The sequence below is a fragment of the Buttiauxella cochleicola genome, from assembly GCF_021283185.1.
GTDB classification, from domain to species: Bacteria; Pseudomonadota; Gammaproteobacteria; order Enterobacterales; family Enterobacteriaceae; genus Buttiauxella; species Buttiauxella massiliensis.
This window is the reverse complement of record NZ_JAJSOS010000011.1, coordinates 157,917-184,474: the sequence shown is the minus strand read 5'-3', so window position 1 is coordinate 184,474 and position 26,558 is coordinate 157,917. Positions and strand designations below refer to the sequence as shown.

Sequence of the window (26,558 nt, the reverse complement as noted above, 5' to 3'; positions counted from 1 at the left end):
GGCTCTTTCTGTGATAAATGTCACAACTTTATTCTTCATGTATGCGGTTACATGGCAGCATCCTTTCCATCACATTTGCATTGTTCTGTTCCCTTTACGCTGCATCCACCAAAATAAATCGGAACACAATTATGAAAGCGAATGAACCACACAACGACAAAAAAGCGCTCTCTTTTGGGCTGGCTTTGCTCCCCATAATCGCGATGCTGGCATTTCTCATCATCGGATATGGGGTGATGGGGTTGCGTATTGAGCCGTTGCTTTTGAGCTCTGCGGCGATTGCGGCAGGTCTTGCCTGGTGGCAAGGATATAGTTGGGATGATGTGATGAATTCCATCGTCGCTAAACTCGCGAAAGCGATGCCGGTTATTATGATTTTGATATGCGTCGGCGGGCTTATTGGCACCTGGATGTTTAGCGGCACTATTCCTTATATGGTGTACTGGGGACTGAAGCTGATTAGCCCTCAATATATTCTTATCGCTGCATTTTTTCTGACCAGTGTGGTGTCAGTTTGTACCGGCACATCATGGGGTTCGGCGGGCACGGTTGGCGTAGCATTGATGGGGGTTGCTTCCGGGCTGGATGTCCCACTAGCTGCCGCAGCAGGGGCAGTGGTTTCTGGTGCCTACTTTGGCGACAAAATCTCTCCGCTGTCGGATTCAACTAACTTTGCGGCCATTGTTGCTGACACCTCGTTGTATGAACATATCCAGCATTTGATGTACACCACCATTCCGAGCTTCATTCTGGCAGCCATTGTTTATCTGGTTGCAGGCCACAGCAGCATGATGGGCGAAGTTGCCACTCCGCAGCGCGTGACGGACATTATTAACGCACTGGATAGCCTGTATAACTTCCATATCGTACTGATACTGCCGCCAATTATTGTCCTTTGGGGTGCTATCAGCAAAAAACCGGTCATCCCGTTGATGCTGATTGCCTGCTTGCTGGCCATTATTCTTGGCGTCTGGCTACAGGGATTGAGTGTTAAGCAGGGGCTGGATGCATTCATGGATGGTTTTAACATCAACATGTTCCCACAGGGTTCTGATGGGGTGATTGCGGATGTACCTCGCCTGCTTAATCGCGGTGGCCTGTTCTCAATGATGAGTACAATCTTGCTGGTATTCTGTGCTTTCTCTTTTGCTGGTGCACTGACACTGACAGGCGCACTGACTATCATTATCAACCGCTTGCTCACCGTTATTCATAGCGTAGGTCAACTGATTGCGGCCACTATTGGCACGACTATTCTGGTTACGGCTGCTACCAGCGACGGCAAACTGGCGCTGCTGGTTCCGGCCGAGCTTTATCAGGATGCGTATCGCCGCATGGGTTTAGATACCAAAAATCTTTCCCGCACCATTGAAGATGCAGGAACTGTGATTGAGCCTCTTATTCCGTGGACCGCTGCGGGGGTCTATATGGCGACCACGCTGGGCGTAAGTACTCTGGATTTCTTACCCTGGGCCGTACAGTGTTACTCCGCTATTTTCTTTGCTTTGATTTATGGTTTTACCGGGTTTGGTATCGCTAAAGCACCGATTAAAGTCACTACACCAATGGAGAATTCAAAGCAGGAGGCTACATCATGAATAACAATTTTGACCAGGTGATTAATCGCCATGCTACGGGTTCAGTGAAATGGGATTTCATCGATCGTTATCAGAATATGCAAACTGACAATTTACTCCCAATGTGGGTTTCTGATTATGATTTTGCCTGCCCACCAAATGTGTTGGAGGCGCTTCATCGGCGTGTTGATCATGGTGTGTTTGGTTACAGCGAGCGTGATGAAAAATACTACACGGCGCTGACTAACTGGTTTGAGCGTCGCCATCAGCTCCTGATTCGCCCTGAATGGGTTTGCAGCATTGAAGGAGTCGTGCCGGGCCTTTCACTGCTGGTACAAATGCTAAGCCAGGTGGGTGATAGCGTTGTGGTTCAGGGGCCGTACTACGGATCATTTGCCAAAATTATTACGCTTAACCAGCGCCAACTGGTTGAAAATCTGCTGCAAGAAGATCCAGATGCAGGATATGTGATGGATCTTGAGCAGTTAGAGGAATTGTTTAGCAAATACCGCCCGCCACTGTTCATTCTGTGTAATCCACATAACCCTACAGGGCGTTGCTGGAGCAAAGATGAGTTAACCAAGCTTTTGGCGCTATGTGAAAAATACGATGTGACGGTACTTTCAGACGAAATCTGGGCTGATTTGCTGCTGCCAGGCTCAACGTTTACCTCTGTTTTGCATCTTGAGTCTTGCTGGCATTCAAGGGTAATTGCTGCCACATCAGCAAGTAAAACCTTTGGACTCTCATCGCTGCGGATCTCTAACTTCCTTATTCCTGATGCAGATTTAAAGGGGAGATTTATCGAGCGTTTAAATGCTCACGGTCTGGACGTATTCAATGCGCTTTCGATGGAAGCGGCTACTGCGGCATATAATGGTGCCGAACACTGGCTGGACGAATTGCTTGGTTATCTCGCGGCAAATCGTGATTGGTTTGTGTCGCAGGTAGAGAACTATTTGCCGTGGTTACGTGTTATTCCGGCACAAGGTACCTATTTGATATGGATAGATTGCCGCGCATTGGGTTTGAACGATGATGAGTTAAAGAACGTGATGACTGAGATAGCCGGTATTGCTCCTTCCATGGGGAGTGGTTTTGGCCCATCAGGCTCTGGATTTATACGTCTGAATCTCGGTTGCCCGCGCAGTTATCTTGAGCAAGCCATTAAAGGGCTGCTGCGTATTGGCGCACAGTAGTTTCAAACATAATAATACGCCCCTCAGCCAGCCTTGGCTGAGGGGCGTATTTCAAAGGGACGCTGGAAACTTTCCCTACCACATCAAATCATCAGGCACGACAAAGTCAGCATACGGGTCTTCTTCGTCTTGAGCTTCCTGGCTCAGCGTACTGTTTAATACGATATAGCTCGCATCACGCTGCGCAATTTTATCGGCAACACTTGCTGGGATAATCGCGTATTCACCTTCAGGATTTTTGTCTGTCATCAAACGAGCAATAGCGAGACGACCATTGGTTAATTGAGTCTGAGTAACCTTATCCACATAGATTTTTTTAATTAAATTGTTATCTGTGAAGTTATAGCCAATATCGCCTTTTGAAATAATAATTCTATTCATTTCAATAAGCTGTTTAATTTGAGCCTTATATTCTTTAGATAAAGTAGCCTGCTTTTGTTGTTCAACCAGCTCTTTATCACGTTCAATTTGCGCCTTTTTATTCTCTTCTACAGCCTCGCGTGCCTCACGAGCCTGAACTCGTGATTTTTTGGCCGTTCTCTGAACTTTGGCCATTTTTTTGCTGCTGACTAAGCCAGCTTTCAGCATCTGCTCTTGTAATGTGAGTTTTGTCATGTTCGTGGTCTAAAAGATTCAAATAGTACCAGGGATTATACCTTGAATTTCCGAGGCTGTACCAGGCTGTGGGAGTGGGGGGAAATCAAAGTTGCTGAAAGAGTTAGTGCGAGTTTGGTGGTTTCTTGCGGATGTGGAGAAATATTAATGGTCCCTGCAGACTTCGAATATGAGTGGTTTTGTTACTGATAAATAAGTGTTTATTTATATTCGAAAAGTACATAGGCCCCCAGTTGGGCCCCCATGTGCTTTTTTACTAAATCTGTTGTGAGTTATGAGGTAGTTCGATTTTGTGCAACGGTATCTTACTAGTTATTACCCTGACAGAATGTGAATCCTCATTCAACAAGCTAATTGTCTTGGATAGTGTTTTGCCACAATATCATTCATTTTATCCACCAGCAGCGGGCGCCTGAATGTGATATGTCCGGTTCCCTTCTGAAAGTACCGTATAGCAAAATAGTTATCTTCGTAAACAGACAGGTCGGGGTTATCACGAATATGCTCCATCAGTCGGGTGGTGATATCACCACGATTGTCAGGAACAGGTTTACCATCAAGCAAAAACAGCATCCGCTCGAGGTCGGCCAGTTGATCCCTTCGCCACCCCCAGTTCAGACTGAAGCCCCAGCGGTTATGTGTCACCAGGTTATTGATGATGATTTTCCTGCCAAAGCTGCAGGGGCTATTGGTCTTGTAATTCCACGACAGGCCTTTGAAGACGTTGATGACGCCACGTTCGAAGACGTCCATTTTGTTCAGATGTAGCTGCTCAAAAGTACTGAGTATATTGGCTTCGCTGATGGCTGGAATATTATCGCCTTCAAGATTTCTGTCCCATTGCTCTCTGGCCTGGGCATCCATCAGGCTGAGCATTCCTGATTTTTTCATCAAATCTCGCCATATACTGCGATCAAGATTGCGGGTAATGACGTCCATGGCCGTTGCCATTTTCTCCATTAACCAGCAACCCGAGCGAAAGTCTTGTCGCATGCCCCAGTCTTTTGCCATCCCACCACCAAGACTGTGGGTCAGTGTCGAGATGTCATCAAGTTGCCGGATGAGGGATTCAATCTGTTCCAGCGCAGCATTACGGCCTGTAACAATACGTTCAATGCTGGTCGAACAGATAAGCTCATTGTGTTCCGTTAATACATCGGATTCTGTTTGCATCGTAAATCGTCCATTAAAGGAAACACGCCTGCCGGGAGTTGCAGGCGCATTATGCGGTGAATAAATAGAGGGGAAAGTACAAAGGTAAAAATCAGGAAGGAGGCTCGAAGAATTTAAGTATTCATTAATCCGGTAGCTCGCCTGGCTCTGACAATATCGGTCGCGGTAAGGAATGGTGTTTGCTCCTGCCAGGTGAATCCCTTCCGGTCAGTGCGCACCAGTTCATAGCGTTCCACCAGGAAATTCACCGCATCAGCAAGTGTGATACCCGCTTCAATATGTTCTTTGATGGCCGCCTCGTCATGGAATGGTGTATCGATGAGCATCAGGCCGTAATGGTGCTCCAGCAGATACGTTAACAATTGCTGCCAGACCTGCACGGGCGACAGGCGTGACAAAACCGGCACCGTGGCCGGTACAGTTGAAATGTGCATGAGTTGAGTCCTGATAAAAGAAGAAGAGAGAAGGTGTTACCGGGTTGCGGAGGCCTGAGGATAAATAGTGATGTAAACATAACCATGAGAGCCGAGAGTGTCAGCTTCACAGGTAAGTCCGTTGTGATACAACGTGACACAACGCTGACTGCGAGGATTAAGTTCTTCAGTGGTCAACATCTGCTCCAGCTGTTTCATCATCAGTGGAAACGTCTGGTCCAGACGCAATGCTTCATCGTCACTGAATGAGCCATTAAACCCTGCCCGGTCAGCCAGAAAGTAGAGATGATTGCCTTCCTGAACCAGGCAAGCTCCGAAGCACGGCGTGATATTACGTTTTAATCCCCACTGAAGGCAGGATGCGTTCTCCGCCGATGTATCGGATAAGGTGGTCGATTGCATTAACGTATTCCTTAATGACTGAGAGATGTGATTAATTCAGGCTGACACTACGAAGGATGGCATAGGGCCCATTGCGGTCCTGACGGCGTTCAACAAAAACAGCAAGTACGCCACTGATATCCTGAACCTCGCGTCCGTAGTAATGGCAGACACTGCCATGCCACTGGTAATGGCCTGTACAGAAAGCCGATAACCTTGATTCAGGATGCTGGCGAAAAATATGCATCGCCTGACGTTTACTGATGATTTTCATTCTTCACCTCACAACCAGCCACATTCAGCAAAAGACACCACTTCGTTCCCGACAACGAGATGATCCAACACTCGCACTTCTACCAGTGTCAGGGCTTTTACGATCCGCTGAGTGATATGTTTGTCCTGCTGGCTGATTTCTGTCGTACCGGACGGATGGCGAGCTGGTCGATGAAAACTACATCGGACATGCGCCTCTGGTGTGCGAATTCTGCGGTGTACAAATGGTGCAGGAAATCGAATCAGATAACACTCTGTACTACCGGCATGTGCTGACGGGTGAGAACGCTATCGCCAGAGCGAGAGCCTGCAAATACCGTCATCATCCAGAAGGCGGCCAGCAGCCTTATCATGCCCTAAAACCTCTTGATTACCATCAGCCGGTCCCGGTATGGATCAAACAAACACTTCAGCACAAAACGAAGATACGCAACTGGCGATGCCTGTTATGTAAACACCGCTATTACGGCAATAAACAATGTCCTCGCTGCCATGACTGGACCTGCACGTTAGAAGCCTGAGGTCCTCGAACGGCTTGAATCAAATGTTCTTCAACTCTATCCATGCCCGGCAGGGTAAGCGCTGTCGGGTATTTCTCATGCCTGTCGAAAAGGATAACGCGAGAATGAAACAAATTGAAAATACGCACGACGTAAAAGTGGTGGAATACCGTTCCTGTATAACCCATTTAAACGCATATCTGGGTGGGTTCCACGGGTGCTGCAATGACGCTGAGCGTTGTGGCTGGCGTGCAAGGGCAATTGACCAGTTGAGCAAAGCCACATCGATCCGTTGCCATCGTACGAAGCCTGCCGATATCCGGCGGTTCGAGTCGGTCTGTGAGCGTCTTCAGCAGTGCATCAATAGCATCTCACCCGAAGGCCAACTGTGCGCTCACACCGCCTGAACCCGCTGCCCGGTAATATTTTTGAGGTATAGGTATGAAACAAAAAGCAGCCAAAAGCGCCATCGATGAATTCGGTAACTTGGTCAGTGCTGAAGGTTTCCGATTTCCCTCGATGTGGAAACTCTACTGCTTTCACTGCAGCCGCCCGATGACACTCGTGCTTCCTCAAGGTGACAGGGCAGCGTATTTCTTGCATGACATCACCTTGTTGACGCCAGGTGATTATATTGCCTGCCCCAACCTGGAAGCACTGCAGACTCCGTAATCAATTTACACAGGCAGCGGGAATGCTCTCTGTTAAACCATTCGTATCATCTTTCCCATTGCCCTAATTCCCTATTTTCGAAGAAAGAGAAACCGATGATTCATTACGATGAAAAAAACACACCCCGAACACGTACTGACAATACCGATGTCGTACTTATCCGGACAACTCTGCAGCAGGCAACGGATGATTATCCACGTCTGGCCGCTCTGGGTTTTACGCTTCAGCATGCAAATTCTCATCCAGGCGGAGATATGCAACAAAACCGTGCTCAACTACTTCGCTTCCATGCTGAAACATATTGTCGTATCGGAGAATATGCAAAGGCGCGGACCAATTCAGGAAAGCTGTCACCGCCCACGCTTCTGCGCTGGTTGTGGGAGGAGAAACATACATCAACATGCCGGATGATAATGTTGTTCAATCTGGGCGTGTGCTGTTCCCTCCGGCATGATGTTTCACCGGACGAGGAGATTCAGGCAATGATATCGTTGCTCATGGCAGCATGGAGGGATGTGGAGCCCGGCGGGAAGCAGGTGGAGATGACGGAATACCGGGCTGAGAGGACGAAACCAGTGGGTTTTGGCAAACACTATTCAGCCCTGTGGGAAGCCGCTTTGCGGATGGCCTCTCCTGTCGTTTATGCACGCAGTTGCAGTAATATTTAGAACCTTTGTCACCGAAGCCAAACGCTACTGGCGGGATAGCAAACTTCAAAATGATTCAAATATGGGGTAACTCACAACCTGAACTTATTGGAATATATTAGCTTTTGTCACCGACACAGAGAACATGACCCGAAGAGTATTGCTTTCTTCTCACAACAACGAAATAAGAAAGCTTCACATCTTCTTTCCTGCATTCATTTTGACATTTAACTCAAAATGTCATTTTCATATCTACAAACAGCTATTTTGAAACGATGCACAAACCATTCGATGAGAAAATACATTCATGAGATGAATATTAGAAATATTTAGTATTGAAAATCTATAATTATTTATATTCAAATTTCAATATTGATGTAACTTACCTTTGTCCTATTTTAAGACTATTCTTGTAATATATTTTATTGCTAAGAATCACAAAACCCCACCACAAAGCGCTCTCTTAAAAGCATTGATTTAGATCAATAAAAGATCATCCGTACAACATAACACTACCATTTTATTCACATTTGGTGAATTTCGCTCTCCTGTATGTTAAAAGCAGTCAACAAACCCCACTTTAACAGCATGTGCAGAGTTCTTTCTTGTTTGTCTATAGAGGAAAATTCTTAAGAAATTTCCAATTGTAGATCTTTGATCTGTAAAGTTGATCCAAGTTAGACGTTTGCTCTATCATCGCTTTGTTAAGAAATTCGTGGAATTCATCACTACAGTTCAAGAACAAAGGGAATGATATGGCTGAGTCGACCTTCCAAAGCGAGATACCAAAAGCACGTGTAAACATCCTATTGGACCTGCATACAGGCTCTGCTCAGAAGAAAGTTGAGCTCCCCCTGAAACTGCTGGCTGTCGGGGATTTTAGTAATGGTAAAGAAGATCTCCCTCTCTCTGAGCGAAGTAAAATCAATGTTAATAAAAACAACTTTAATAGCGTCCTTTCTGAGTTAAATCCCGAATTAAAATATTCAGTCCCAAATACACTTTCTTATGATGGTTCGGAAGAAAACGTCAGTCTTAGTTTCCAGGAAATGAAAGACTTCGAACCTGAGCAGGTTGCCAGGCAGATACCGCAGCTCCGCGCCATGCTTGCCATGCGTAATTTACTTCGCGATCTGAAATCTAATTTACTAGACAATATTACTTTCCGAAAAGAGCTAGAGAAAATTCTCATCGACCCAGCTCTGACGCAGGAATTACGCGACGAATTAAGTGCCCTTGCTCCTGAATAAAACAGGGTGTCTTTTTTAATGGATTAACAGAGAGAATGCTGATGTCCGTAAATACCGAAACACATTCAGTACAAGGGCAAACGACTGTACTGGAAAAAACTCCGCATAATAGCGTTTACGCTTCACTGTTTGAAAAAATCAATCTGACTCCCGTTAAAAACCTGGGTGATATTACCGATTATCAGGACACCAGCATTATGGCTGAAGCGTCTGCTGATGAGCGAGTGACTGCTGGGATTCAGGTTTTCATGCAGGTGATTACTCAGTCAGGCCAGAAAGTCGAAAAGCTCGACAAAAATTTACTGGATCAGCACATTGCCGAACTGGACCGTCAGATCAGTCGCCAGCTTGATGAAGTGATGCACCACCCGGCCTTCCAACGCGTAGAGGGATTATGGCGGGGGCTTAAGCATACTGTTGACCGCACTGATTTCCGCCAGAATGTGAAGGTGGAAATTCTGGACGTCTCCAAAGAAGACCTCCGCCAGGATTTTGAAGATGCCCCGGAAATTATTCAGAGCGGTCTTTACTATCACACATATACGATGGAATACGATCAGCCTGGAGGCGAGCCGATTGCCGCTATTATTTCGTCGTATGAATTCGATGCGTCCTCACAGGATGTTGCGCTGCTGCGTAATATTTCCAAAGTCTCTGCCGCTGCTCACATGCCGTTTATCGGTTCAGTCGGACCCAAGTTTTTCCATAAATCCAGTATGGAAGAAGTCGCGGCCATCAAGGACATCGGCAACTATTTCGACCGTGCTGAATACATTAAATGGAAATCCTTCCGTGATTCAGAAGACTCCCGCTATATCGGCCTGACCATGCCGCGTGTGCTGGGCCGTCTCCCGTACGGCCCGGATACCGTGCCGGTGCGCAGCTTCAACTATGTTGAGGAAGTAAAGGGACCGGACCACGAAAAATACCTGTGGACCAACGCTTCATTTGCGTTTGCTGCCAACATGGTGAAAAGCTTTATCAATAACGGCTGGTGCGTCCAGATTCGTGGGCCACAGGCGGGTGGTGCCGTGCAGGATTTGCCTATCCATCTGTATGACCTGGGCACCGGCAATCAGGTGAAAATCCCGTCTGAGGTGATGATCCCCGAGACCCGTGAATTTGAATTCGCGAATCTGGGCTTCATTCCATTGTCGTACTACAAAAACCGTGACTATGCCTGCTTCTTCTCGGCTAACTCCTCGCAGAAACCGGCATTGTTTGATACAGCTGATGCGACTGCGAACAGTCGTATCAATGCCCGTCTGCCATACATCTTCCTGCTGTCACGTATCGCCCACTATCTGAAGCTTATCCAGCGTGAAAATATCGGCACTACTAAAGACCGTCGACTGCTTGAGCTGGAGCTCAATACCTGGGTGCGTGGCCTGGTGACTGAAATGACTGACCCTGGCGATGACCTTCAGGCATCACACCCACTGCGTGACGCGAAAGTGACTGTGGAAGATATCGAAGACAACCCGGGCTTCTTCCGCGTGAAACTCTTTGCGGTGCCGCACTTCCAGGTGGAAGGGATGGACATCAATTTGTCGCTGGTTTCCCAGATGCCAAAAGCAAAAGCCTAAGGTGGTCGCAGGGATGAAAATTTATCGTCCACTGTGGAACGAGGGGGCATTGCTGTCCCCTCAGCAGTTCCAGCAGCAGGCAAAGTGGGAATCATTTCGCAGTGCCGGGGTCTCGGCTCTGGCGTCTCCCTTCCCGTATGGTATAGAGAAAGTCGAGTTTGATGACAATCTGCTTTCATCGGGACTGATCCAGATTTCACAGCTGCGGTTGTGGCTGGAAGATGGTTCCCTTATCGACACTCAATGCAGTGAGTTACCCCCCGAACCTCGTGAACTCGACCCCTCGCAACTTGCGGGTCTTGATGTGGTCACGGTCGTCATTGCGCTGCCATTGATGCAGTCAGGTGTGATCAATGTTCAGCAGGAAAGCGTACTGTCTGACAGACCGCTTCGCTATCGCGAAGAATGGGTGACTGTGCAGGATGCCTTCGGTGCTGAAGAAGAGTCGATGGCCGTCGCCCGATTCAATTATTCCATCCGGTTTGCCCATGAGAGTAATGAGTCCTGGAAAACCTGTCCGGTCGCTCGGCTTATCCGGGACGGGCAGGGTGGATGGCGTCAGGACCCGTCGTTTATTCCGCCGCTGGCGTTGTTCTCCGCCAGCCCGACACTTCGTGAACGACTGGTATTGCTCAATCGCCAGCTTCGCTCCCGCCGCCAGCGTCTGATGTCAATGCGCCGTGAGAGCAACGAGCGACTGGCTGATTTTGCGGTCGCTGACGTTTCGCTGTTCTGGCTCCTGAATGCCCTCAATTCTCATGCACGAGTGCTGACAGAGTTTGAACGTTTCCCGGCTCGTCATCCCGAACAGGTCTGGGCTGAGCTTGCAAGACTGGCTGGCAGCATGCTGACCTTTTCTCTGGACCATGATCTGGATGCCATTCCCGGTTATGACCATGCAGAGCCGGTTAATGCGTTCCCGCCCCTGTTTGAGCTGATCACCGGCCTGCTGGAGGCCAGCCTGCCTTCAAGGGTCATTGCACTGGAAATGTCCCGGCCTGATGACCAGACCTGGAAAGCCAGCCTGCACGATATTCGTTTGCGTGAGGAAGCTGATTTGTATCTGTCTGTCCGTTCGGATATTCCGGCGTGGCAGATTGCTGACCGCTTCCCGGCACTTTGCCAGGCGGGTTCACCCGATGACGTGAATGAAATTTACAGTGCCGCGCTAAAAGGGATTCCACTCATTCCTGTGAGTCGAGTGCCTGCGGCATTACCGGTGCGGATGGAAAACCAGTACTTCGCGCTTGATATGGAAAGTGCTGCGGCCCGTGAGATGCAGGAGCAGGGTGTATGCATGTTCTATGTGCCTGCGTTGCTCGGAAAACTGGAGCTTGAACTCTTTGCGGTGCTGCGCTCATGAGACAGGACATCGATATAGACCAACTGATGGCGGAAGCCTGGCTGACCGTCACCATGCTGAAGAAAGGCGCAGTTACGCCCGATGGCACAGCACTTTATGAAAAATGCATCCGGCAGGTGGAAAGCGTCCGTGAAGCCCTGGAACGAGCCGGGTATGACGAGGCCAGCATTGACCATATCTCTTATGCTCAGTGTGCTCTGCTGGATGAAGCGGTGATGGCGCGAAAACCAGTGAAGCCTGAAGAGGGAGAAGAAATCGCCCTTGATGCCGGTCAGATAGCCTGGCGTAAAGCCCCGCTTCAGGCCCGGTTCTTTGGCTCCCTGCATGCCGGGGAAGCGTTATGGGATCGCATTGCCGAAGTTCTGCGCCAGCCTGCACCCATTAACGCCGTCCTGATTTGCTACCACCGGGTTATTGCCCTGGGGTTCCAGGGGCTGTACAGCCTGAAGGCGGTGAGCCAGACACAGCGTGATGAAGTGATCAAAGCCCTTTCTGAACGTGTTCCTCAGCCTGATGCGGGACTGTCTCTGGTGGTTCACCGGACCGGTAAACACCGCTACAGTCTGATGCGCTCAGTCTGGTTCTGGATAGTGCTGGCGGTCGTATTGACTGGGGTTATCTGGTGGGGTGGGCATCTGTGGCTCCAGGCGCTGTTGTCGGCGCAAATTCCGGAGCTGCCACATTAATGCGTAAATCAGTCATCGTCTCGGTTGTCTTACATACCCTGGCAGGGGCTGCGGCGTTGCTGTGGCTGCTCTGGTATTTCATCCCAGTCAGTAACGTCTCTAAAAGCCTGGCTACGGTGTTACTTATCATTGTTGCAGGCTGGACTGTCTGGAAAAACTGCCGCTATCGTGCCCCGCAGACTGACGGAACAGAAACCACGGTCGACATGCCGTTACTCGATACGCAGGGGCCGGTTGTTCTGGTATGCGGTGATGGACTTGACGCGATATTCCAGGGGCAACAACTCCGGAAAACTGCTCAGGGCTGGTGGTATCGGGCAGGAGATGTCAGTCGGTTAACGGATATTGTGCGCAGCATTCTGGTCCAGCAACCCCGTCAGGCCGGACAGCTTTCCGTGATGTATGCCTGTCTGCCGGACAAGCATCAGGATGAGGCCGTCTTACGCTCGGCACTGAAAACACTCCGTCAGCAGGTCAGGCAGATGAAAGTGCTGACCGGATTTTCGCTGCCGGTGGTGGTGTGTTGTGAGCTCTCAGGGCCAGCCACACCCTGGGTGATCGTGCGCGGAGACAGTCCGGTCGTATGTCCTCCTGATGCATCCCCTCAGGCACTCGTTGACTGGCAGCAGACGGAAAATAATCTGGTGGCACTGCCAGTTCTCAGCCAGGCATTCGCGTTTATCCAGGCAACATTGCTCGATGAGCTGGAGAAAGCGGACAGGTTAACTCCCGCCGTCCGACCATTTGCCGTGACGCTTCGGCTTGGCGCTGTCAGGCCGGACGCTCAGTCTGTCTGGTCGCAGTGGCTGTATCTGCGTTCCTGTTTGCAGTTCCCCGCGTCAATGGGGAGCGTTGATCCGTCCAGCCGTTTTCCGGATGCGGTTCTGTCGTTACTGGCTCCTTTTGCTTCCCCGATACAAGGAGGCCAGCGTACCCGCCGTGTTGTCCTGGTGATGTGGCTGTGTTCACTTGCCGCACTGGGCTTTTCAGCGACGAATAACCGGGATCTGATCCACCTGGTGAGTACCGATTTACAACGCTGGTCTGCCATTCCGATGAACCATTACGTCCCTAAAGCACAGTCGCTGGCGGCGCTGAAACAGGATGCACTCCTGCTTGAACGCTGGCAGCGCCAGGGTGAACCGCTGCGTTACAGTCTGGGCTATTACCCGGGGCAACGCCTGTGGCTTGCACTGCAACAGGCGATTGATACGTATGTTCCTCCTCCGGCCCCGAAACCGAAGCCTGTTCCGAAAATTGTCCGTCTTGACAGCATGTCGCTGTTTGATTCCGGCAAAGCGTTACTTAAAGACGGCTCGACCAAAATCCTCGTCAATGCGCTGGTGGGCATCAAAGCCAAACCAGGCTGGCTGATTGTCGTCAGCGGCCACACGGACAACACCGGCAGCGTGTCGCTTAACCAGAGCCTGTCACTGCAAAGAGCCGAATCCGTTCGCAACTGGATGCGGGACACAGGTGATGTACCGGAAAGTTGTTTTGCGGTGCAGGGCTACGGTGACAGCCGTCCGATTGCTTCAAACGATACGCCTGATGGCCGTGCGCATAACCGGCGTGTCGAGATCAGTCTGGTGCCACAGGCCGATGCCTGCCGCATTCCGGGCGAAAAACCAGCGTCACCGGATGTACGTGACGTTTCAACTCAAGAAATGGAGAAGTAAAACATGGCAATTCCAGTCTATCTGTGGCTGAAAGATGACGGCGGCGCGGACATTAAAGGTTCTGTTGACGTTAAAGACCGTGAAGGCAGCATCGAAGTGGTTGCTCAGGAACACAACCTGTACATCCCGACCGATAATAACACCGGCAAACTGACGGGCACTCGTATCCACACCCCGTTCCTCTTTACTAAAGAGATCGACTCTTCAAGCCCGTACCTCTACAAGGCCGTGACCACCGGTCAGACCCTGAAATCTGCGGAATTCAAGTGGTACAAGATCAACGACGCAGGCCAGGAAGTTGAATATTTCAACACCAAGCTTGAGAACGTTAAATTGGTGAAAGTCGCACCAAAAATGCACGACATCAAAGACCCGTCTTACGAGAAGCACAACCATCTCGAAGCGATTGAACTGCGCTACGAGAAAATCACCTGGACTTACAAAGACGGCAACATCATTCATTCCGATTCGTGGAACGAACGTACCACCGCGTAATTACCCGTCATTCTTCGCGCCGCAGGTGCGTTGGCTACGTTCGCTCACCCCAGTCGCATAGTTATCTATGCTCCCGGGGATTCCCGAACTTGCCGCCTTCCTGCAGCACGAATTATTTAGGGTAATGTCCGATGCGGATGGGGCTACCTGTCCGCAGTTTTTGCTAAGCGCCTGCGAGCCGGGTGCTCAGCAAAGCCACAATCTGCCTGCCAGCCTGACCTCGTGCGCTTTGGTCTCCTTATCAACAGGAACAGCGATGGGCGGTAGCGTGTCCTGAACGATCAGAAAAGAGAGATAGAGATATGGAAAGTCAGTCCGCCGTTTTGCTTCGCCGCCTCAACCCGTACTGTGCCCGTGCGCTTGAGGGCGCGGCTTCGCTGTGTCAGACACGCGCCCATGCGGAAATCACCCCTGAGCACTGGCTGTTAAAGTTGCTGGAGCAGGGCGAAGGGGATCTGACCGTACTCGCTCGTCGCTATGAGTGGGATATGGATGCTGTCTGGCAGAGCCTGCTGACGCACCTTGACGCACAGCCTCGCTCGGTACGCAGCCGTCCGGAACTGTCCGCCTCCCTTCAGTCGTTGCTGAAGCAATCATGGCTGGCCGCAACACTTGCCGGTGATGAACAGATCCGCAGTGTGCATCTGCTTACCGCCATGATTGAAACGCCAGGGCTTGCTCGTTGCGAAGGGCTGTGGCCGTTAATGACCCTGACCACGAGCCAGCTGGAGCGGTTGCGTCCCATTCTGGAAGCGCAGTCGGATGAACGCCCGGAAGCGCTGATACAGGAGCCTGTCGGTAATGTGAAATTCATCAGCAGGGCAACAGATACGGTCGAGGGAGCACACGATCAGGAGTCCGGGAAGCAAGCCGATTTAAGCCAGGAAGAAGCCGTACTTAACCGGTTTACGGTGGATGTCACAGCCCGGGCGCGTGAAGGCAAAATTGATCCGGTTTTTGGCCGCGATAATGAAATTCGCCAGATGGTGGATATTCTATCCCGTCGTCGCAAGAACAACCCGATTCTGGTCGGTGAACCGGGTGTCGGTAAAACCGCACTGGTTGAAGGGCTGGCGCTGCGTATTGCTGACGGTAATGTGCCGGAAAGTCTGAAACCGGTCATTGTCAGAACCCTCGACCTGGGCTTATTACAGGCGGGTGCTGGCGTAAAAGGTGAATTTGAACAACGGCTGAAAAACATTATCGACGCGGTGCAACATTCTCCGGTGCCGGTGCTGGTGTTTATTGATGAGGCCCATACGATCATCGGAGCCGGGAATCAGGCGGGGGGCGCGGATGCCGCTAACCTGCTGAAGCCTGCGCTGGCCCGTGGCGAACTGCGCACCATCGCTGCCACCACCTGGAGCGAGTACAAGCAATATTTTGAGCGTGACGCCGCATTAGAGCGCCGTTTCCAGATGGTGAAAGTCGACGAGCCGGACGATGAGACAGCCTGCCTGATGCTGCGTGGACTCAAATCCCGCTACGCCGAACACCATGGTGTGCATATTACCGGCGAGGCGGTTCGTGCCGCCGTGACACTCTCCCGCCGCTATCTGACGGGTCGGCAGTTGCCCGATAAAGCGGTGGATTTGCTGGATACAGCCGCAGCCCGTGTGCGGATGAGCCTGGACACGCTGCCGGAACAACTTACCCGTTTGCAGTCTGAACTTACCTCGCTTGCAATGGAACAGCAGGAGCTGCTGGAAGATATTGCGCTGGGTAATGCCGTGGATTCTTCCCGTCTGCCGCAGATCGAACAGCTTACATCTGAACTCAATCTGCGACAGGCATCCCTGGAGGCTCAGTTCGAAACCGAAAGGCGGCTGACTGAACAACTGAAGGAATGTCGCGGTGATATCAGCCGTCAGGAAGAACTCGCCGCACTCCAGTCCGAATTGTCTCAGGCGCAAAACAACAGCCCGTTGCTGGGGTTAGATGTGGATGTCCGCACTGTAGCAACAGTGATTGCTGACTGGACGGGCGTCCCGCTTTCATCACTGATGAAAGATGAGCAGACCGAACTGCTGACCCTGGAAGAGCAACTGGCAACACGCGTGGTCGGCCAGGGCGCGGCACTCAATGCCATTGCTCAGCGTCTTCGTGCCTCGAAAACGGGTCTCACGCCTGAGAACGGGCCGCAGGGCGTCTTTTTGCTGGTCGGCCCAAGCGGGATAGGGAAAACAGAAACCGCGCTGGCACTGGCAGATGTGATGTATGGCGGTGAAAAATCCCTCATCACCATTAACCTGTCCGAATACCAGGAGCCTCATACCGTCAGCCAGTTAAAAGGCTCGCCTCCGGGCTACGTGGGTTACGGTCAGGGCGGTATTCTTACCGAGGCGGTGCGTAAGCGTCCGTACAGCGTGGTGCTGCTTGATGAGGTGGAAAAGGCCCACCGGGATGTGATGAACCTGTTTTACCAGGTGTTTGATCGTGGCTTTATGCGGGACGGCGAAGGGCGTGAAATAGACTTCCGTAATACCGTGATCCTGATGACCTCCAATCTTGGCAGCGACCCGCTGATGCAGCTGATTGACGAACAACCGGACGCAACGGAAAGCGACCTGCAAGAACTGTTGCGCCCGATCCTGCGCGATCATTTCCAGCCTGCACTGCTGGCCCGTTTCCAGACGGTGATATTCCGTCCGCTGGCTCAGGATGCGATGCGTACCATCGTTGGCATGAAACTCGCTCAGGTCAGCCGCCGCCTGCAACGTCACTACGGCATTACCACGCATATTGGCGACAGCCTGAGTGACACGTTGACCTCCGCCTGTCTGCTACCGGATACCGGGGCCCGCAACGTTGACAGCCTGCTGAATCAACAAATCCTGCCGGTGCTGAGCCAGCAGCTATTGAGCCATATGGCCGCAAAACGCAAGCCGTCTTCACTGACGCTCAACTGGGATGAAGAAGAAGGCATTGTGCTGGAGTTTGATGTACAAGCGTAATAATAATTTTTGATAATTAAATGAAATTAAGGAGTAGTAAGTATGTATAAGAGGATTTTGGCGGTTTCAATTATGTCACTATGCTCCCATGGTGCTATTGCAGGACTATTTGATTCGAATGACTTTAAATGTGGTAGGGACGATGCGAATGCAGCCGTTCAAAAATACATAAAAGATGAAGCGTCAGGCGTATTACAGAGCAACTATCTTGCAGCGGGGAAGGATAAGTATAGCAAACCGTTAAGTGCTTATCAGGGGGAGTTGAATTTAATAAATATCAGCACCTCTAATATTTCAACTAAAAGCAATAATGATGATGAGTTGACTTGTAACGCAACGATTTCAATAAAAGTCTCACCAGAAACACTGGCTGTCATTGGTGATGATCCATCACGGCTTTACCGTATTACCCAGGGCAGTGGCAAGTTTAATAATGGAAGTGTGGTCTGGAAGAATGTCAGTTACAATTTGAATCTAGCAGATAATGGCAAAGATATCCAAGTGGATAACTTTAGTAATTATAATGATATTACCGTTTCCCTCTACCAATCATCATTGATGGGTATTGATAAAGAAACCATTATTCAGGGAAATGGTCAAAGTCGGATATTAAGTGCCAAAAGTAGTTATGATCAATCAGATGCAGTATTAAACCAGATTTGGAAAGATCTTCCTGAATCAGCCAGAAATTCAATGCGTAAAGCTCAGGGGGCATGGGCGAATGATAAAGCGGCTAAGTGTGGGAAACTATCCGATGCAGAGCTTTCAACAACGGCTATTGAACAGAGAATTAAAATATATCAATGTCAAACAAAGCTTACACAAGATCGCATTACTTACTTAGGTGGTAATGAGTCGGAATGATCGTAAGGTTATAAATTTGTAAACCTGTAAATATGTTTTCTCGGTTGTTTATTATCTAATTACTCCCCATCAAATAATAAATAACCGAGGTCATTATTAATAATGTTGGAGTGGCTTATCCTCTCCAAAGGATATGAATAGCTAAAGGAGTTTCAGGATGGATAGCGCTCTGACAAACACGACTACCAGTCTGGTGAAACAACTGCTGGGTCAGTCACGTTACCGGATGGATGTGCATGGCTGTAGTGAGTTTCTCGATGTGCTGAACTTCAGTTCGGTCGAGTCACTGAGCCAGCCCTGGCGTTATGATATCTCCGTGACCTGCTCCACACCGGATATCGGCAGTGATGCAGTACTGTTAAAGCCAGCATCCTTCACCCTTCAGACCCCGATGTTTACCGGCGCTCCCGCCATCCCGGTACGTACCATTTATGGTGTGGTGGAGTCGTTTGAACGTGTCTCCACCTCTAAAGACGATACCGTTTACGCGCTGGCCCTTGTCCCGCGTATCGCTCTGTTGGCACATACCCGGGGCAGCGAGGTGTTTCTTAATCAGTCAGTGACAGAAGTGGTTGAACAGGTGTTGCGTAAGCACGGGCTGGAAGGCGCGGATTTCGAATTCCGCCTGTCACGTGAATACGCGGCCCGGGAGCTGATTACCCAGTGGCGGGAGACTGACCTGGAATTTATTCAGCGTCTGCTGGCTGAGGTAGGCATTTTCTGGCGCTTTGAAATGGATGCCCGTCTTGAACAGGATGTGGTGATTTTCCAGGACACCCAGGAGCAGTATCAGTTTGGCGTGACCCTGCCGTTACGAAACCAGGCCGGGATGAGCGACAGTGGGCAGGAAAGCATCTGGGATATTCACACGGCTTACCAGGTGGTCAGTGGCGGGGTGGCGACACGGGATTACAACTACCGTGATGCACTGACCCCTAAAGACAGCACGGAAAGCATCAGCGGCAAAGAAGGCATCACGACAGGGGAAACCTACCACTACGCGGAACCGTTCCTGACTGAGGGGGATACCGACAGTACCGAGACCGGCGCTTACTTTGCGCGTCTGCGGCATGAACGTCTCCTGAATGCGCAGTACACCGTCAGTGGAAGCTCTTCCAGCCCTCACCTGGCTCCCGGCCAGGTACTGGAAACCGATGCCAGCCTGCCGGATGTGGTGAAAGAGGGCATTGTTATCACCACGGTACGCGCCAGCGGCTCCCGCCAGGACAGTTTCCAGCTGACGTTTGAGGGTATCCCGTACAGCGAAACCGTCTGCTATCGACCGGTACTGCTTAAGCGGCCGGTGATTTCCGGCTCGCTGCCTGCAAGAGTTGAAAGCACTCAGAAAGGTGACACGTATGCCTGGCTGGATGAGCAGGGGCGCTACCGGGTAAAACTGGACTTCGACCGCAACAGCAGCGAGCAGGGCTATGCCTGTATGTGGCTGCGGATGGCAAAACCGTATGCGGGTGATACCTATGGCTGGCATGCACCTTTACTTGATGGGACCGAAGTGTCGGTGGTGTTTGACAGCGGCGACCCGGACAGGCCGTATATTTCACACGCGATGCACGACTCTGAACACCCTGACCACGTCACCAGCGACAACCACACACGCAATGTCTGGCGCACTCCGGCGAACAATAAGCTGCGGATGGAAGATAAGCGCGGCGAGGAGCATATCAAGCTCGGGACCGAATACGGCAAAACTCAGCTCAATATGGGCCATCTGGTCAACGGCCAGCGTGAACAACGCGGCACCGGTTTTGAGCTGCGAACGGACGAATTCGGCGCGGTTCGTGCCGCCAAAGGCATATACCTGACGGCAGACGGGCAGTCAAAAGCCCAGGGACCGGTGCTGGAAATGGCCCCTGCGGTTAACCAGATTAACCAGGCCAACAGTCAGATGCAGGCGCTGAACAGTGCCGCTGATGCGGCCGGGGCACTGGTATCCGATATCAGCACCCAGATTAGCCTTGTGACAGACAAACTCAAAGATCTCCAGTCTGCCGTGATACTGGCAACAGCTCCCCAGGGTGTGGCTTTTACCTCGGGTGAACATCTCCAGATGAGCAGCACAAAGAACACAATGATGAACGCCGGTCAGCACCTCGATATCGGTGCCATGAAAAACCTGTCAGTGACGGTTGAAAAGGCGCTGGGGCTGTTTGTGCATAAAGAAGGGGCAAAGCTGGTCGCCAACCAGGGCGATATCGAAATCCAGGCCCAGCACAACACCATGTCGTTGTTCTCGCAAAAGCAGCTCACGGTCACCAGTAGCGATGACGAAATCATTATCACTACCCCGAAAACACTGACGCTGAATGGCGGTGGCACCTACGTGAAGCTGAGTGCGAACGGGATAGAGCATGGTTCAACCGGGGATTTCATTATGAAAACAGCGAACTATCTGGTCCCGGGTGCCGGGGCCAACATGCCTGCTGAAGCCCCCAAATTTAATGTGACGGATATTACCCAGGTCAATCTGGTGACCAGCAAACCCTTTAACGACTGAGATGACGACATGTGCTCCTTAGTATCTAATATTCGAAACGCCATCATATTTATTTTCGTGTTTATGTTTTCACAGTTGGCTTTTGCAACTGGAAATACTGTTACTGAAAATACAGTCATTAATTTTTATAAAGCTTACCTGAGTGATGACTCTGCAAATGACAGCTCCATAGTCAGTAAATATGTTTATGATGAACTCATGAAAAGCATTAACGATTCATCCATGTGTAATTATGACTCTGACGATTCTGTTTCAGCCGCCGATTTAGATAAATTGTGCGCGAAAAAACAAGAATGCAAAGAATATAAAGGGAATTATCTTTGCGACTGGTACGGCGTCTGGGTGGAATCAGATGTCAATTACTTTACTAAATCACAAGATGTCTACCCTTCATGGAAATCCAGCATTAAAACCAGCACCGTTCGGCAAGATGCCCAGCAATCAGTGATTGATGTCGTTTTGGGGGAGGGGACGGAGACCTCGAACTCGCTCCAGGTTACGCTGAAAGAAGATGGCGATGACTGGAAAATCAGCAGCGTAACGGAGTAGGAAAGGTTGGTTCTATATGGATTAGTGTGCTGGTTTTTTTGCTGCAATGTTCAACCCACATGCCATTGACGAGGTGCTTATGTTGAAAAAAATAATTCTCCTTTGCTGTTTATTTTGTTTGCCATATATGGCCTTAGCCTCAAATGAGAAAAATTTATCGCCAGAGGAAGTTGTTAGCGAATTTTACCATGATTATTTAGTGGCGGCTGAAATGCCTGACATGGAGTCTGCTGATGATCTTACTATGAAGGCAATATATAAATATACTACTGAACACCTCAGGGCCCTGCGAGATAATGATGATTCAGGTGCAGATTATTTTGTGGACGCTCAGGATTTCTGTGAGGAATGGAAAAGTAACATATATACAAAGTCTATTTCTGAGAGCGACCATGATGCACAAGTAAATCTAAAATTAGGTTATGGTAAGGGGGCGTCGTTATACGCTATTAGTCTAATGAAAATCAAAGGTAAATGGTTAGTTGATTCTGTTAAACTCACATCCAGAAATAGCGTTTATTGCCCTCGGCAAGGAGAGGGTGAGGGTGAAGAGTAAAAACTGTGAATGTTCTAAGCACTAAAGCTCAAAAAATAATCACGACTGATGGATGCTGCACAGGACAACTAAGTCATCAATAAACCCTTTAATTACTGAGATGGTAATTTATTATGCATCATATAGCAAAAATTGCCCGATATGGCTTAGGTTTTTTTCTTTTGTTAATAAGTGCGCAAACTTATGCAATGCAGGGAAAATTAACGACGATTCAGGATGATTTGTGCGTGAAAATTAATGAAGACGAATACACCGGTGCAACAGAGCATAAATGTGAAGGTATTGCTGGGTATGAGTTATTGGTATTGTATGATGATAATAGAATGTCGTTGAATATAATTTCTCCAGAAAAAAAACAATATCCATTAGAGCTGTGGAGTATAGTTACAACTTCATTTTCATCATTGGAGAATGAAGTTGAGTGGCGGGTGCCGGATAAGAAACAACAGGGTCAAGCGATGGCAATGATTGTTAAGGTTACTAGTGCAGGAACAGATGCTGATATGATTCCAACGTCCTGGTGGGTAATTATAAAACTGGCATCGGATAATGTTTGTGTAACCAATATAATAGAGGCTAAAACCTCTGACATTATGTCAGTCAGGATGTTAGCTGATAATTCAAACTCTCTTGCTTGTATGAATTAGCATCTTATATTAATCACGATATTTACTGTTAAAGGAATTTAGGAATGAGTTCTCCAGCACCTTCTGTAAAAAAAGCATTGCAGGATGCAACAACTCAATGGCCAGGTAGGAGTAAGCTTTCTGATGGTGCTATGGGGGATGCTGCACATAAAAAAAGAAAGAGCGATCACAATGATGGTAATGCCTTTGATATTACACATGATCCAATTAATGGACCTGATTGTAATGAGTGGTCAAAGGTGGTTATAAATGATCCCCGTGTAAAGTATGTTATTTGGAACAAAGAAATTTACGTGGTTAAGGAAGGGGTATGGAAAGAGTATCGAGGTTCTAACCCACATAATAAGCACATGCATGTATCTATCCATGCATCATCAAGGGATGATATATCCCCATGGCCTTGGCTTACCCGAAATGCGGATAGCAGTAATACAGACAAATATGGGAAAAGTATTATTTGCTGGCCGATCCCTTCCAACAATCAGGGAAGTGAGTTTGCTAACCAGGAAGAGATCCTTTCTCATCTTGGAGGGGAGTCAACTGGCCTGTATATGATTGGTCGTAATGGCATGTGGCACGGCGGAATCCATATCACCAGTGCTACCACACCATGGTGTGGGCTAAGCGGCAAGGCTGCGTCCGAGAGGATAGATTTCCCTGTTCCCTTTAAAGGTGAGCAAGCCGTGCGGTGTATGGCTGACGGGGAAGTTGTCGCCTACCGAGTCTGCAAAGATTACATGCAGATTAAATGGGAAACTGGCCCACTGAGTATTTCCGGCTCGTTCGTACTGGTGAAGCACTATATTCAGCCTGGTGAGAAAGAAACCAGTGGATTGCATTTCTACACGCTGTACATGCACCTGGCTCCCTACTCGGCCTACACAGTCAATCCCGCAGAAACCAAATGGACCGTAAAAGATACACTTTCGGCTTACGATCCTGAATGGGTGATGACGGCCAGCACAAATAACAAAGGCACCAGCGAAAGCTATAAAAAAGGGACCATGCCCAAAGGTGCCATTGTTGAATGGGACAAATCGGACAGCAGCCTCCATACCGTTGCCTTTAACAAGCGGGAATATGGTCTTGTCACCTATGTTGGCCTCACTGAGGATGCCCAACAGAGAGGCAAAAAAACAACACTGAAGCCGGGCCAGCAATACTGGATGCTGGTGGATAAAAATAACATTTCGCCTGGTACTGACGGTTTAGCTCAGCCTTCGTGGTGGCAGCAGTTGTTACCGCCAGCTAAAGAAACTATGAAGTTTGATCAGGTAGTGTGTCCAGCGCCCTATGCTATCAGTGCCGGTGATCCTGTAGGGCATATGGGTTACTATCAGGCGGCGAAAGATGGCGGCTATGAGCCCCGTTATCAGGTTCATATCGAGTGCATGAGCATGGATGATAATCTGGAGACCTTCCTGACGAATCCTGAAAAGGTTGGCGAGAAAAATCCTCTCTATCTGAAGTATTCTCCCGGCCTTGCCTTGTTTACAAAGGATCTCGCAGCCGGAACCTTCATTAAGGGGAAAAAGACTGAACGGACGGGTATTTTGACGTTAAGTCAGGTGACAACAGAAGCTGACAAAACGACGAAACAGGAATACTGGCAGTTGCGACCAGAGAATGCCTATGCGTCAAAAGGAGCGGCTGAGCCTGAGCTTTTGTCCCAGTACGATCTGGCAAAACTGGGATTCCGAACGGAAATCGCAGAGCCGTCGAGTTTTGATTACCTGGATGGCAAAACCCAGCCGACTGGTTTTTTCCGCAGTGTTATAGACTCCCTGTACAGCGCGGCCAAGGATGATACCCGCGCCAGTCACGCACTGGTGAAACATAACTATCAACGACTTCTGGATAAAATCGACAGCGGAGCATTAGATTATTCAAGCTTGGAATACGCAAGTGCGTTCCATAACCTGGATTATCGCGATGTCACTCTGAAGACGATAGTCAAACATCCAAGTGACTGGTATTTCAAAAAAGACGATGCCATCTGGCAACCATTCCTGAATGCCCTTAAGAAAGAAGCACCTGAATGGAAGAAATACAGCGAAACGTTTCTCGACAAGATGGCCTGGATGCAGGATGTGACGACAGAAAAACTGGGGCCTTCTCTATGGCATATGCATCCCTTAGTATTTTTAGGTTCATTTATTCAGAGAGATAAAATTATATGGATGAAAAAATTCACAGAAAAATTCGGTAGTACAAAAGCAGAAGCATTTAGGTCCAAGCTTTTGGAAGTATCCGAAGAATTAAGCATTGACCCAAATTACATTATGGCTTGTATTGCATTGGAGACTGGAAAAACCTTCAGGACAGATATTAAAAATCCGGGCTCATCAGCAACAGGACTGATCCAGTTTATGAAAGATACAGCCATTGCCCTTGGTACTACAACTCGCCAACTCCGGGTAATGGATCACGTAGAGCAAATGGAATACGTTAAGAAATATTTCAAGATGCAGGCGAGCAATATAGGTGTTTCGACAGATCAATGGACTCTTGAAGATGTATATTACTCAATCTTCAGACCTAAGACGATTTTGCTCGAGCCAAACGATATAGTTTATCAAAGAAGTGATGGGGACTATTATAGTAAAAACCTCTATCACGATAGGAATAGTGACGGTAAAATCACAAAAAATGAAATAGCAGAGAACATTAGAATTAATTATAAGCAAGGAATTCCAGAGGCGGGTTAACATGAAAAAAAAATTAAAACGTTATTTAACTGTAATGTGTTTGTTGTTAGTGTCTACATCAGCTTATTGTGACCAAAGCACGGGTGAATTAGTTAACGCTAAAAAACTTAAGAGTTCGGGTTTTATGGATGGACAGACGGGCAGTGTAAATACTGATTTAAATGGCGATGGAAAACAGGACGTCATTGAATACACCTTTGCGAGTACAACACCGCCAGGCACATGCGACCAATCAGACTGCATGTCAAGCTTGGATAACTCTCCAATTCTAACATTCCAGATAAAAATGCATGATGGCAAGGCTATCGATGGTTCGTATATGTGTACATCCCTGGGTGTGACAAAAAATATTCACCATGGAATGAAAGATATATTGTGCGGTCCTAAGTATATACTTCGCTGGAATGGTGAAGATTATGATGCTGATTAACTAGTACTATTAGCACTTTCTATTCAGGAGGTGCTAACCTTCTACGTGGAAGACATTCTAAAATGAATTCATATAAAATAATTATAGCTTCACTCTTGATGCTGCCATTGTTTTCCCATGCAGTTCTGAAAGACTATTCGCGAATTGAATCTGATTGCCGGAAAGAAAAACCTGACATAAATAACTCCATCGTTATGGGATGTGCTGATTTAGCATCATCCGCTGCAAAAAAAGATATGAATATCACTTACCAGAAAATATTCAAAATCATTGAATCTCGGGATGTGCCGGATATTACTAAAAACTTTGAAATGGCACAAAAAAGCTGGCTGTTGTCGCGTGAGAACTGGTGTGATGTTCAGGGTTTTATGATTGGCTCACCGATGTACAGCGTATGCCGAATGGATATGAATATTGCCAGAGTGCATGAGCTTAATGAACTTCTTGAGCAAATACAGGATTAATTACACAAAGAGTTCATTTAATTTTGGCTTCTGTCTTCATGACAAATAATCAGGCAATTAAATCAGGTACAAAAAATGCTCCAGATTATCCGTAAAGGCGATAAAACCACGCACGGCGGTTCAGTAATGGTCGCTTCTGAAACAATGAAATTCGGCGGTATTGGTGTGGCCCGTAAAGGCGATATGGTTTCCTGCCCCATCCCGGGTCATGGACCCACCACGATTATTGAGGGTAATCCAAACTATCTCGATCATGGTATCCCGGTGGCGTTTCACGGGCATAAATGCGGTTGTGGTTGCACCCTGATCAGTTCCTTTGCACCGGCCGGGGTTGCCTGATT

General features: G+C 48.8%; 25 protein-coding genes and 1 pseudogene. 20 read left to right on the top strand and 6 right to left on the bottom strand.

Features of this window, described 5'->3' with window-relative positions:
* Positions 1-131 precede the first annotated feature (131 nt).
* A complete protein-coding gene (gene nhaC / locus LVQ76_RS17555; RefSeq protein WP_232922156.1) occupies positions 132-1,598 on the top strand; it encodes a Na+/H+ antiporter NhaC in 1,467 nt (488 codons plus the stop codon).
* Positions 1,595-2,776, top strand: a complete 1,182-nt coding sequence (locus LVQ76_RS17550; RefSeq protein WP_232865934.1) for a MalY/PatB family protein — start codon at positions 1,595-1,597, stop codon at positions 2,774-2,776. Before nhaC ends, LVQ76_RS17550 begins: the two co-directional genes overlap by 4 nt.
* 75 nt (positions 2,777-2,851) lie before the next feature.
* Here the strand turns inward: LVQ76_RS17550 and LVQ76_RS17545 are convergent, their stop codons facing one another.
* The 6 genes and pseudogenes from LVQ76_RS17545 to LVQ76_RS17520 form a co-directional block, all read right to left on the bottom strand.
* Complete coding sequence (locus LVQ76_RS17545) at positions 2,852-3,391, bottom strand: DUF2058 domain-containing protein (RefSeq protein ID WP_154155845.1); 540 nt, start codon at positions 3,389-3,391, stop codon at positions 2,852-2,854.
* Positions 3,392-3,733: 342 nt separating this feature from the next.
* Positions 3,734-4,564, bottom strand: a complete 831-nt coding sequence (locus tag LVQ76_RS17540) for a DUF4942 domain-containing protein (protein WP_232922155.1) — start codon at positions 4,562-4,564, stop codon at positions 3,734-3,736.
* 113 nt (positions 4,565-4,677) lie between these two features.
* Positions 4,678-4,998 carry a TA system toxin CbtA family protein gene (locus LVQ76_RS17535; RefSeq protein WP_232922154.1) on the bottom strand — a complete coding sequence of 107 codons (321 nt, stop codon included), beginning with the start codon at positions 4,996-4,998 and terminating at the stop codon, positions 4,678-4,680.
* Positions 4,999-5,034: 36 nt separating this feature from the next.
* Entirely contained in the window at positions 5,035-5,400 is a 366-nt protein-coding gene (locus LVQ76_RS17530; protein WP_232922153.1) for a type IV toxin-antitoxin system YeeU family antitoxin, read from the bottom strand.
* Between the two features lie 31 nt (positions 5,401-5,431).
* Entirely contained in the window at positions 5,432-5,653 is a 222-nt protein-coding gene (locus tag LVQ76_RS17525; RefSeq protein WP_232922152.1) for a DUF987 domain-containing protein, read from the bottom strand.
* 8 nt (positions 5,654-5,661) lie between these two features.
* Positions 5,662-5,811, bottom strand: a pseudogene (locus LVQ76_RS17520) (JAB domain-containing protein); the annotation flags it as partial.
* Positions 5,812-6,593: 782 nt separating this feature from the next.
* On the opposite strand from LVQ76_RS17520, the gene LVQ76_RS17515 reads away from it, so the two are divergent.
* From LVQ76_RS17515 to LVQ76_RS17430, 18 genes are all read left to right on the top strand, one after another.
* The gene (locus LVQ76_RS17515; RefSeq protein ID WP_232922151.1) at positions 6,594-6,824 is read left to right on the top strand and encodes a hypothetical protein; all 231 of its coding nucleotides are present in this window, start codon (positions 6,594-6,596) and stop codon (positions 6,822-6,824) included.
* 95 nt (positions 6,825-6,919) lie between these two features.
* Entirely contained in the window at positions 6,920-7,492 is a 573-nt protein-coding gene (locus LVQ76_RS17510) for a UCP030791 family putative phage-derived protein (RefSeq protein ID WP_232922150.1), read from the top strand.
* A 734-nt stretch (positions 7,493-8,226) separates the two neighbouring features.
* Positions 8,227-8,721 (top strand): type VI secretion system contractile sheath small subunit, encoded by a 495-nt coding sequence (tssB, locus tag LVQ76_RS17505; protein WP_232922149.1) that lies wholly within the window; start codon positions 8,227-8,229, stop codon positions 8,719-8,721.
* 35 nt (positions 8,722-8,756) lie between these two features.
* Positions 8,757-10,307, top strand: a complete 1,551-nt coding sequence (gene tssC / locus LVQ76_RS17500; protein WP_232922148.1) for a type VI secretion system contractile sheath large subunit — start codon at positions 8,757-8,759, stop codon at positions 10,305-10,307.
* A 13-nt stretch (positions 10,308-10,320) separates the two neighbouring features.
* Complete coding sequence (tssK, locus tag LVQ76_RS17495; protein WP_232922147.1) at positions 10,321-11,670, top strand: type VI secretion system baseplate subunit TssK; 1,350 nt, start codon at positions 10,321-10,323, stop codon at positions 11,668-11,670.
* Positions 11,667-12,356 carry a type VI secretion system protein TssL, short form gene (gene tssL, locus LVQ76_RS17490; RefSeq protein ID WP_232922146.1) on the top strand — a complete coding sequence of 230 codons (690 nt, stop codon included), beginning with the start codon at positions 11,667-11,669 and terminating at the stop codon, positions 12,354-12,356. The genes tssK and tssL overlap by 4 nt, the downstream gene beginning before the upstream one ends.
* Complete coding sequence (locus tag LVQ76_RS17485; RefSeq protein WP_232922145.1) at positions 12,356-14,035, top strand: OmpA family protein; 1,680 nt, start codon at positions 12,356-12,358, stop codon at positions 14,033-14,035. The genes tssL and LVQ76_RS17485 overlap by 1 nt, the downstream gene beginning before the upstream one ends.
* 3 nt (positions 14,036-14,038) lie before the next feature.
* Entirely contained in the window at positions 14,039-14,530 is a 492-nt protein-coding gene (hcp, locus tag LVQ76_RS17480) for a type VI secretion system effector Hcp (protein ID WP_115631982.1), read from the top strand.
* Positions 14,531-14,832: 302 nt separating this feature from the next.
* Positions 14,833-17,484 (top strand): type VI secretion system ATPase TssH, encoded by a 2,652-nt coding sequence (gene tssH / locus LVQ76_RS17475; RefSeq protein WP_232922144.1) that lies wholly within the window; start codon positions 14,833-14,835, stop codon positions 17,482-17,484.
* Between the two features lie 42 nt (positions 17,485-17,526).
* Entirely contained in the window at positions 17,527-18,348 is an 822-nt protein-coding gene (locus LVQ76_RS17470) for a lysozyme inhibitor LprI family protein (protein ID WP_232922143.1), read from the top strand.
* A 157-nt stretch (positions 18,349-18,505) separates the two neighbouring features.
* Positions 18,506-20,863, top strand: coding sequence for a type VI secretion system Vgr family protein (locus tag LVQ76_RS17465; protein WP_232922142.1), 2,358 nt, complete (start codon positions 18,506-18,508; stop codon positions 20,861-20,863).
* Between the two features lie 9 nt (positions 20,864-20,872).
* Positions 20,873-21,412 carry a DUF3828 domain-containing protein gene (locus LVQ76_RS17460; protein WP_232922141.1) on the top strand — a complete coding sequence of 180 codons (540 nt, stop codon included), beginning with the start codon at positions 20,873-20,875 and terminating at the stop codon, positions 21,410-21,412.
* Between the two features lie 79 nt (positions 21,413-21,491).
* On the top strand, positions 21,492-21,968 hold the full coding sequence (locus LVQ76_RS17455) for a DUF3828 domain-containing protein (RefSeq protein ID WP_232922140.1): 477 nt from the start codon (positions 21,492-21,494) through the stop codon (positions 21,966-21,968).
* A 113-nt stretch (positions 21,969-22,081) separates the two neighbouring features.
* Positions 22,082-22,615, top strand: a complete 534-nt coding sequence (locus tag LVQ76_RS17450; protein WP_232922139.1) for a hypothetical protein — start codon at positions 22,082-22,084, stop codon at positions 22,613-22,615.
* Between the two features lie 44 nt (positions 22,616-22,659).
* Positions 22,660-25,323 (top strand): VldE C-terminal domain-containing protein, encoded by a 2,664-nt coding sequence (locus LVQ76_RS17445; protein ID WP_232922138.1) that lies wholly within the window; start codon positions 22,660-22,662, stop codon positions 25,321-25,323.
* Between the two features lies 1 nt (position 25,324).
* Entirely contained in the window at positions 25,325-25,753 is a 429-nt protein-coding gene (locus LVQ76_RS17440; RefSeq protein WP_232922137.1) for a hypothetical protein, read from the top strand.
* Between the two features lie 62 nt (positions 25,754-25,815).
* Positions 25,816-26,217 (top strand): lysozyme inhibitor LprI family protein, encoded by a 402-nt coding sequence (locus LVQ76_RS17435; RefSeq protein ID WP_232922136.1) that lies wholly within the window; start codon positions 25,816-25,818, stop codon positions 26,215-26,217.
* Between the two features lie 75 nt (positions 26,218-26,292).
* Positions 26,293-26,556 carry a PAAR domain-containing protein gene (locus tag LVQ76_RS17430; protein WP_232922135.1) on the top strand — a complete coding sequence of 88 codons (264 nt, stop codon included), beginning with the start codon at positions 26,293-26,295 and terminating at the stop codon, positions 26,554-26,556.
* Positions 26,557-26,558: the final 2 nt, after the last annotated feature.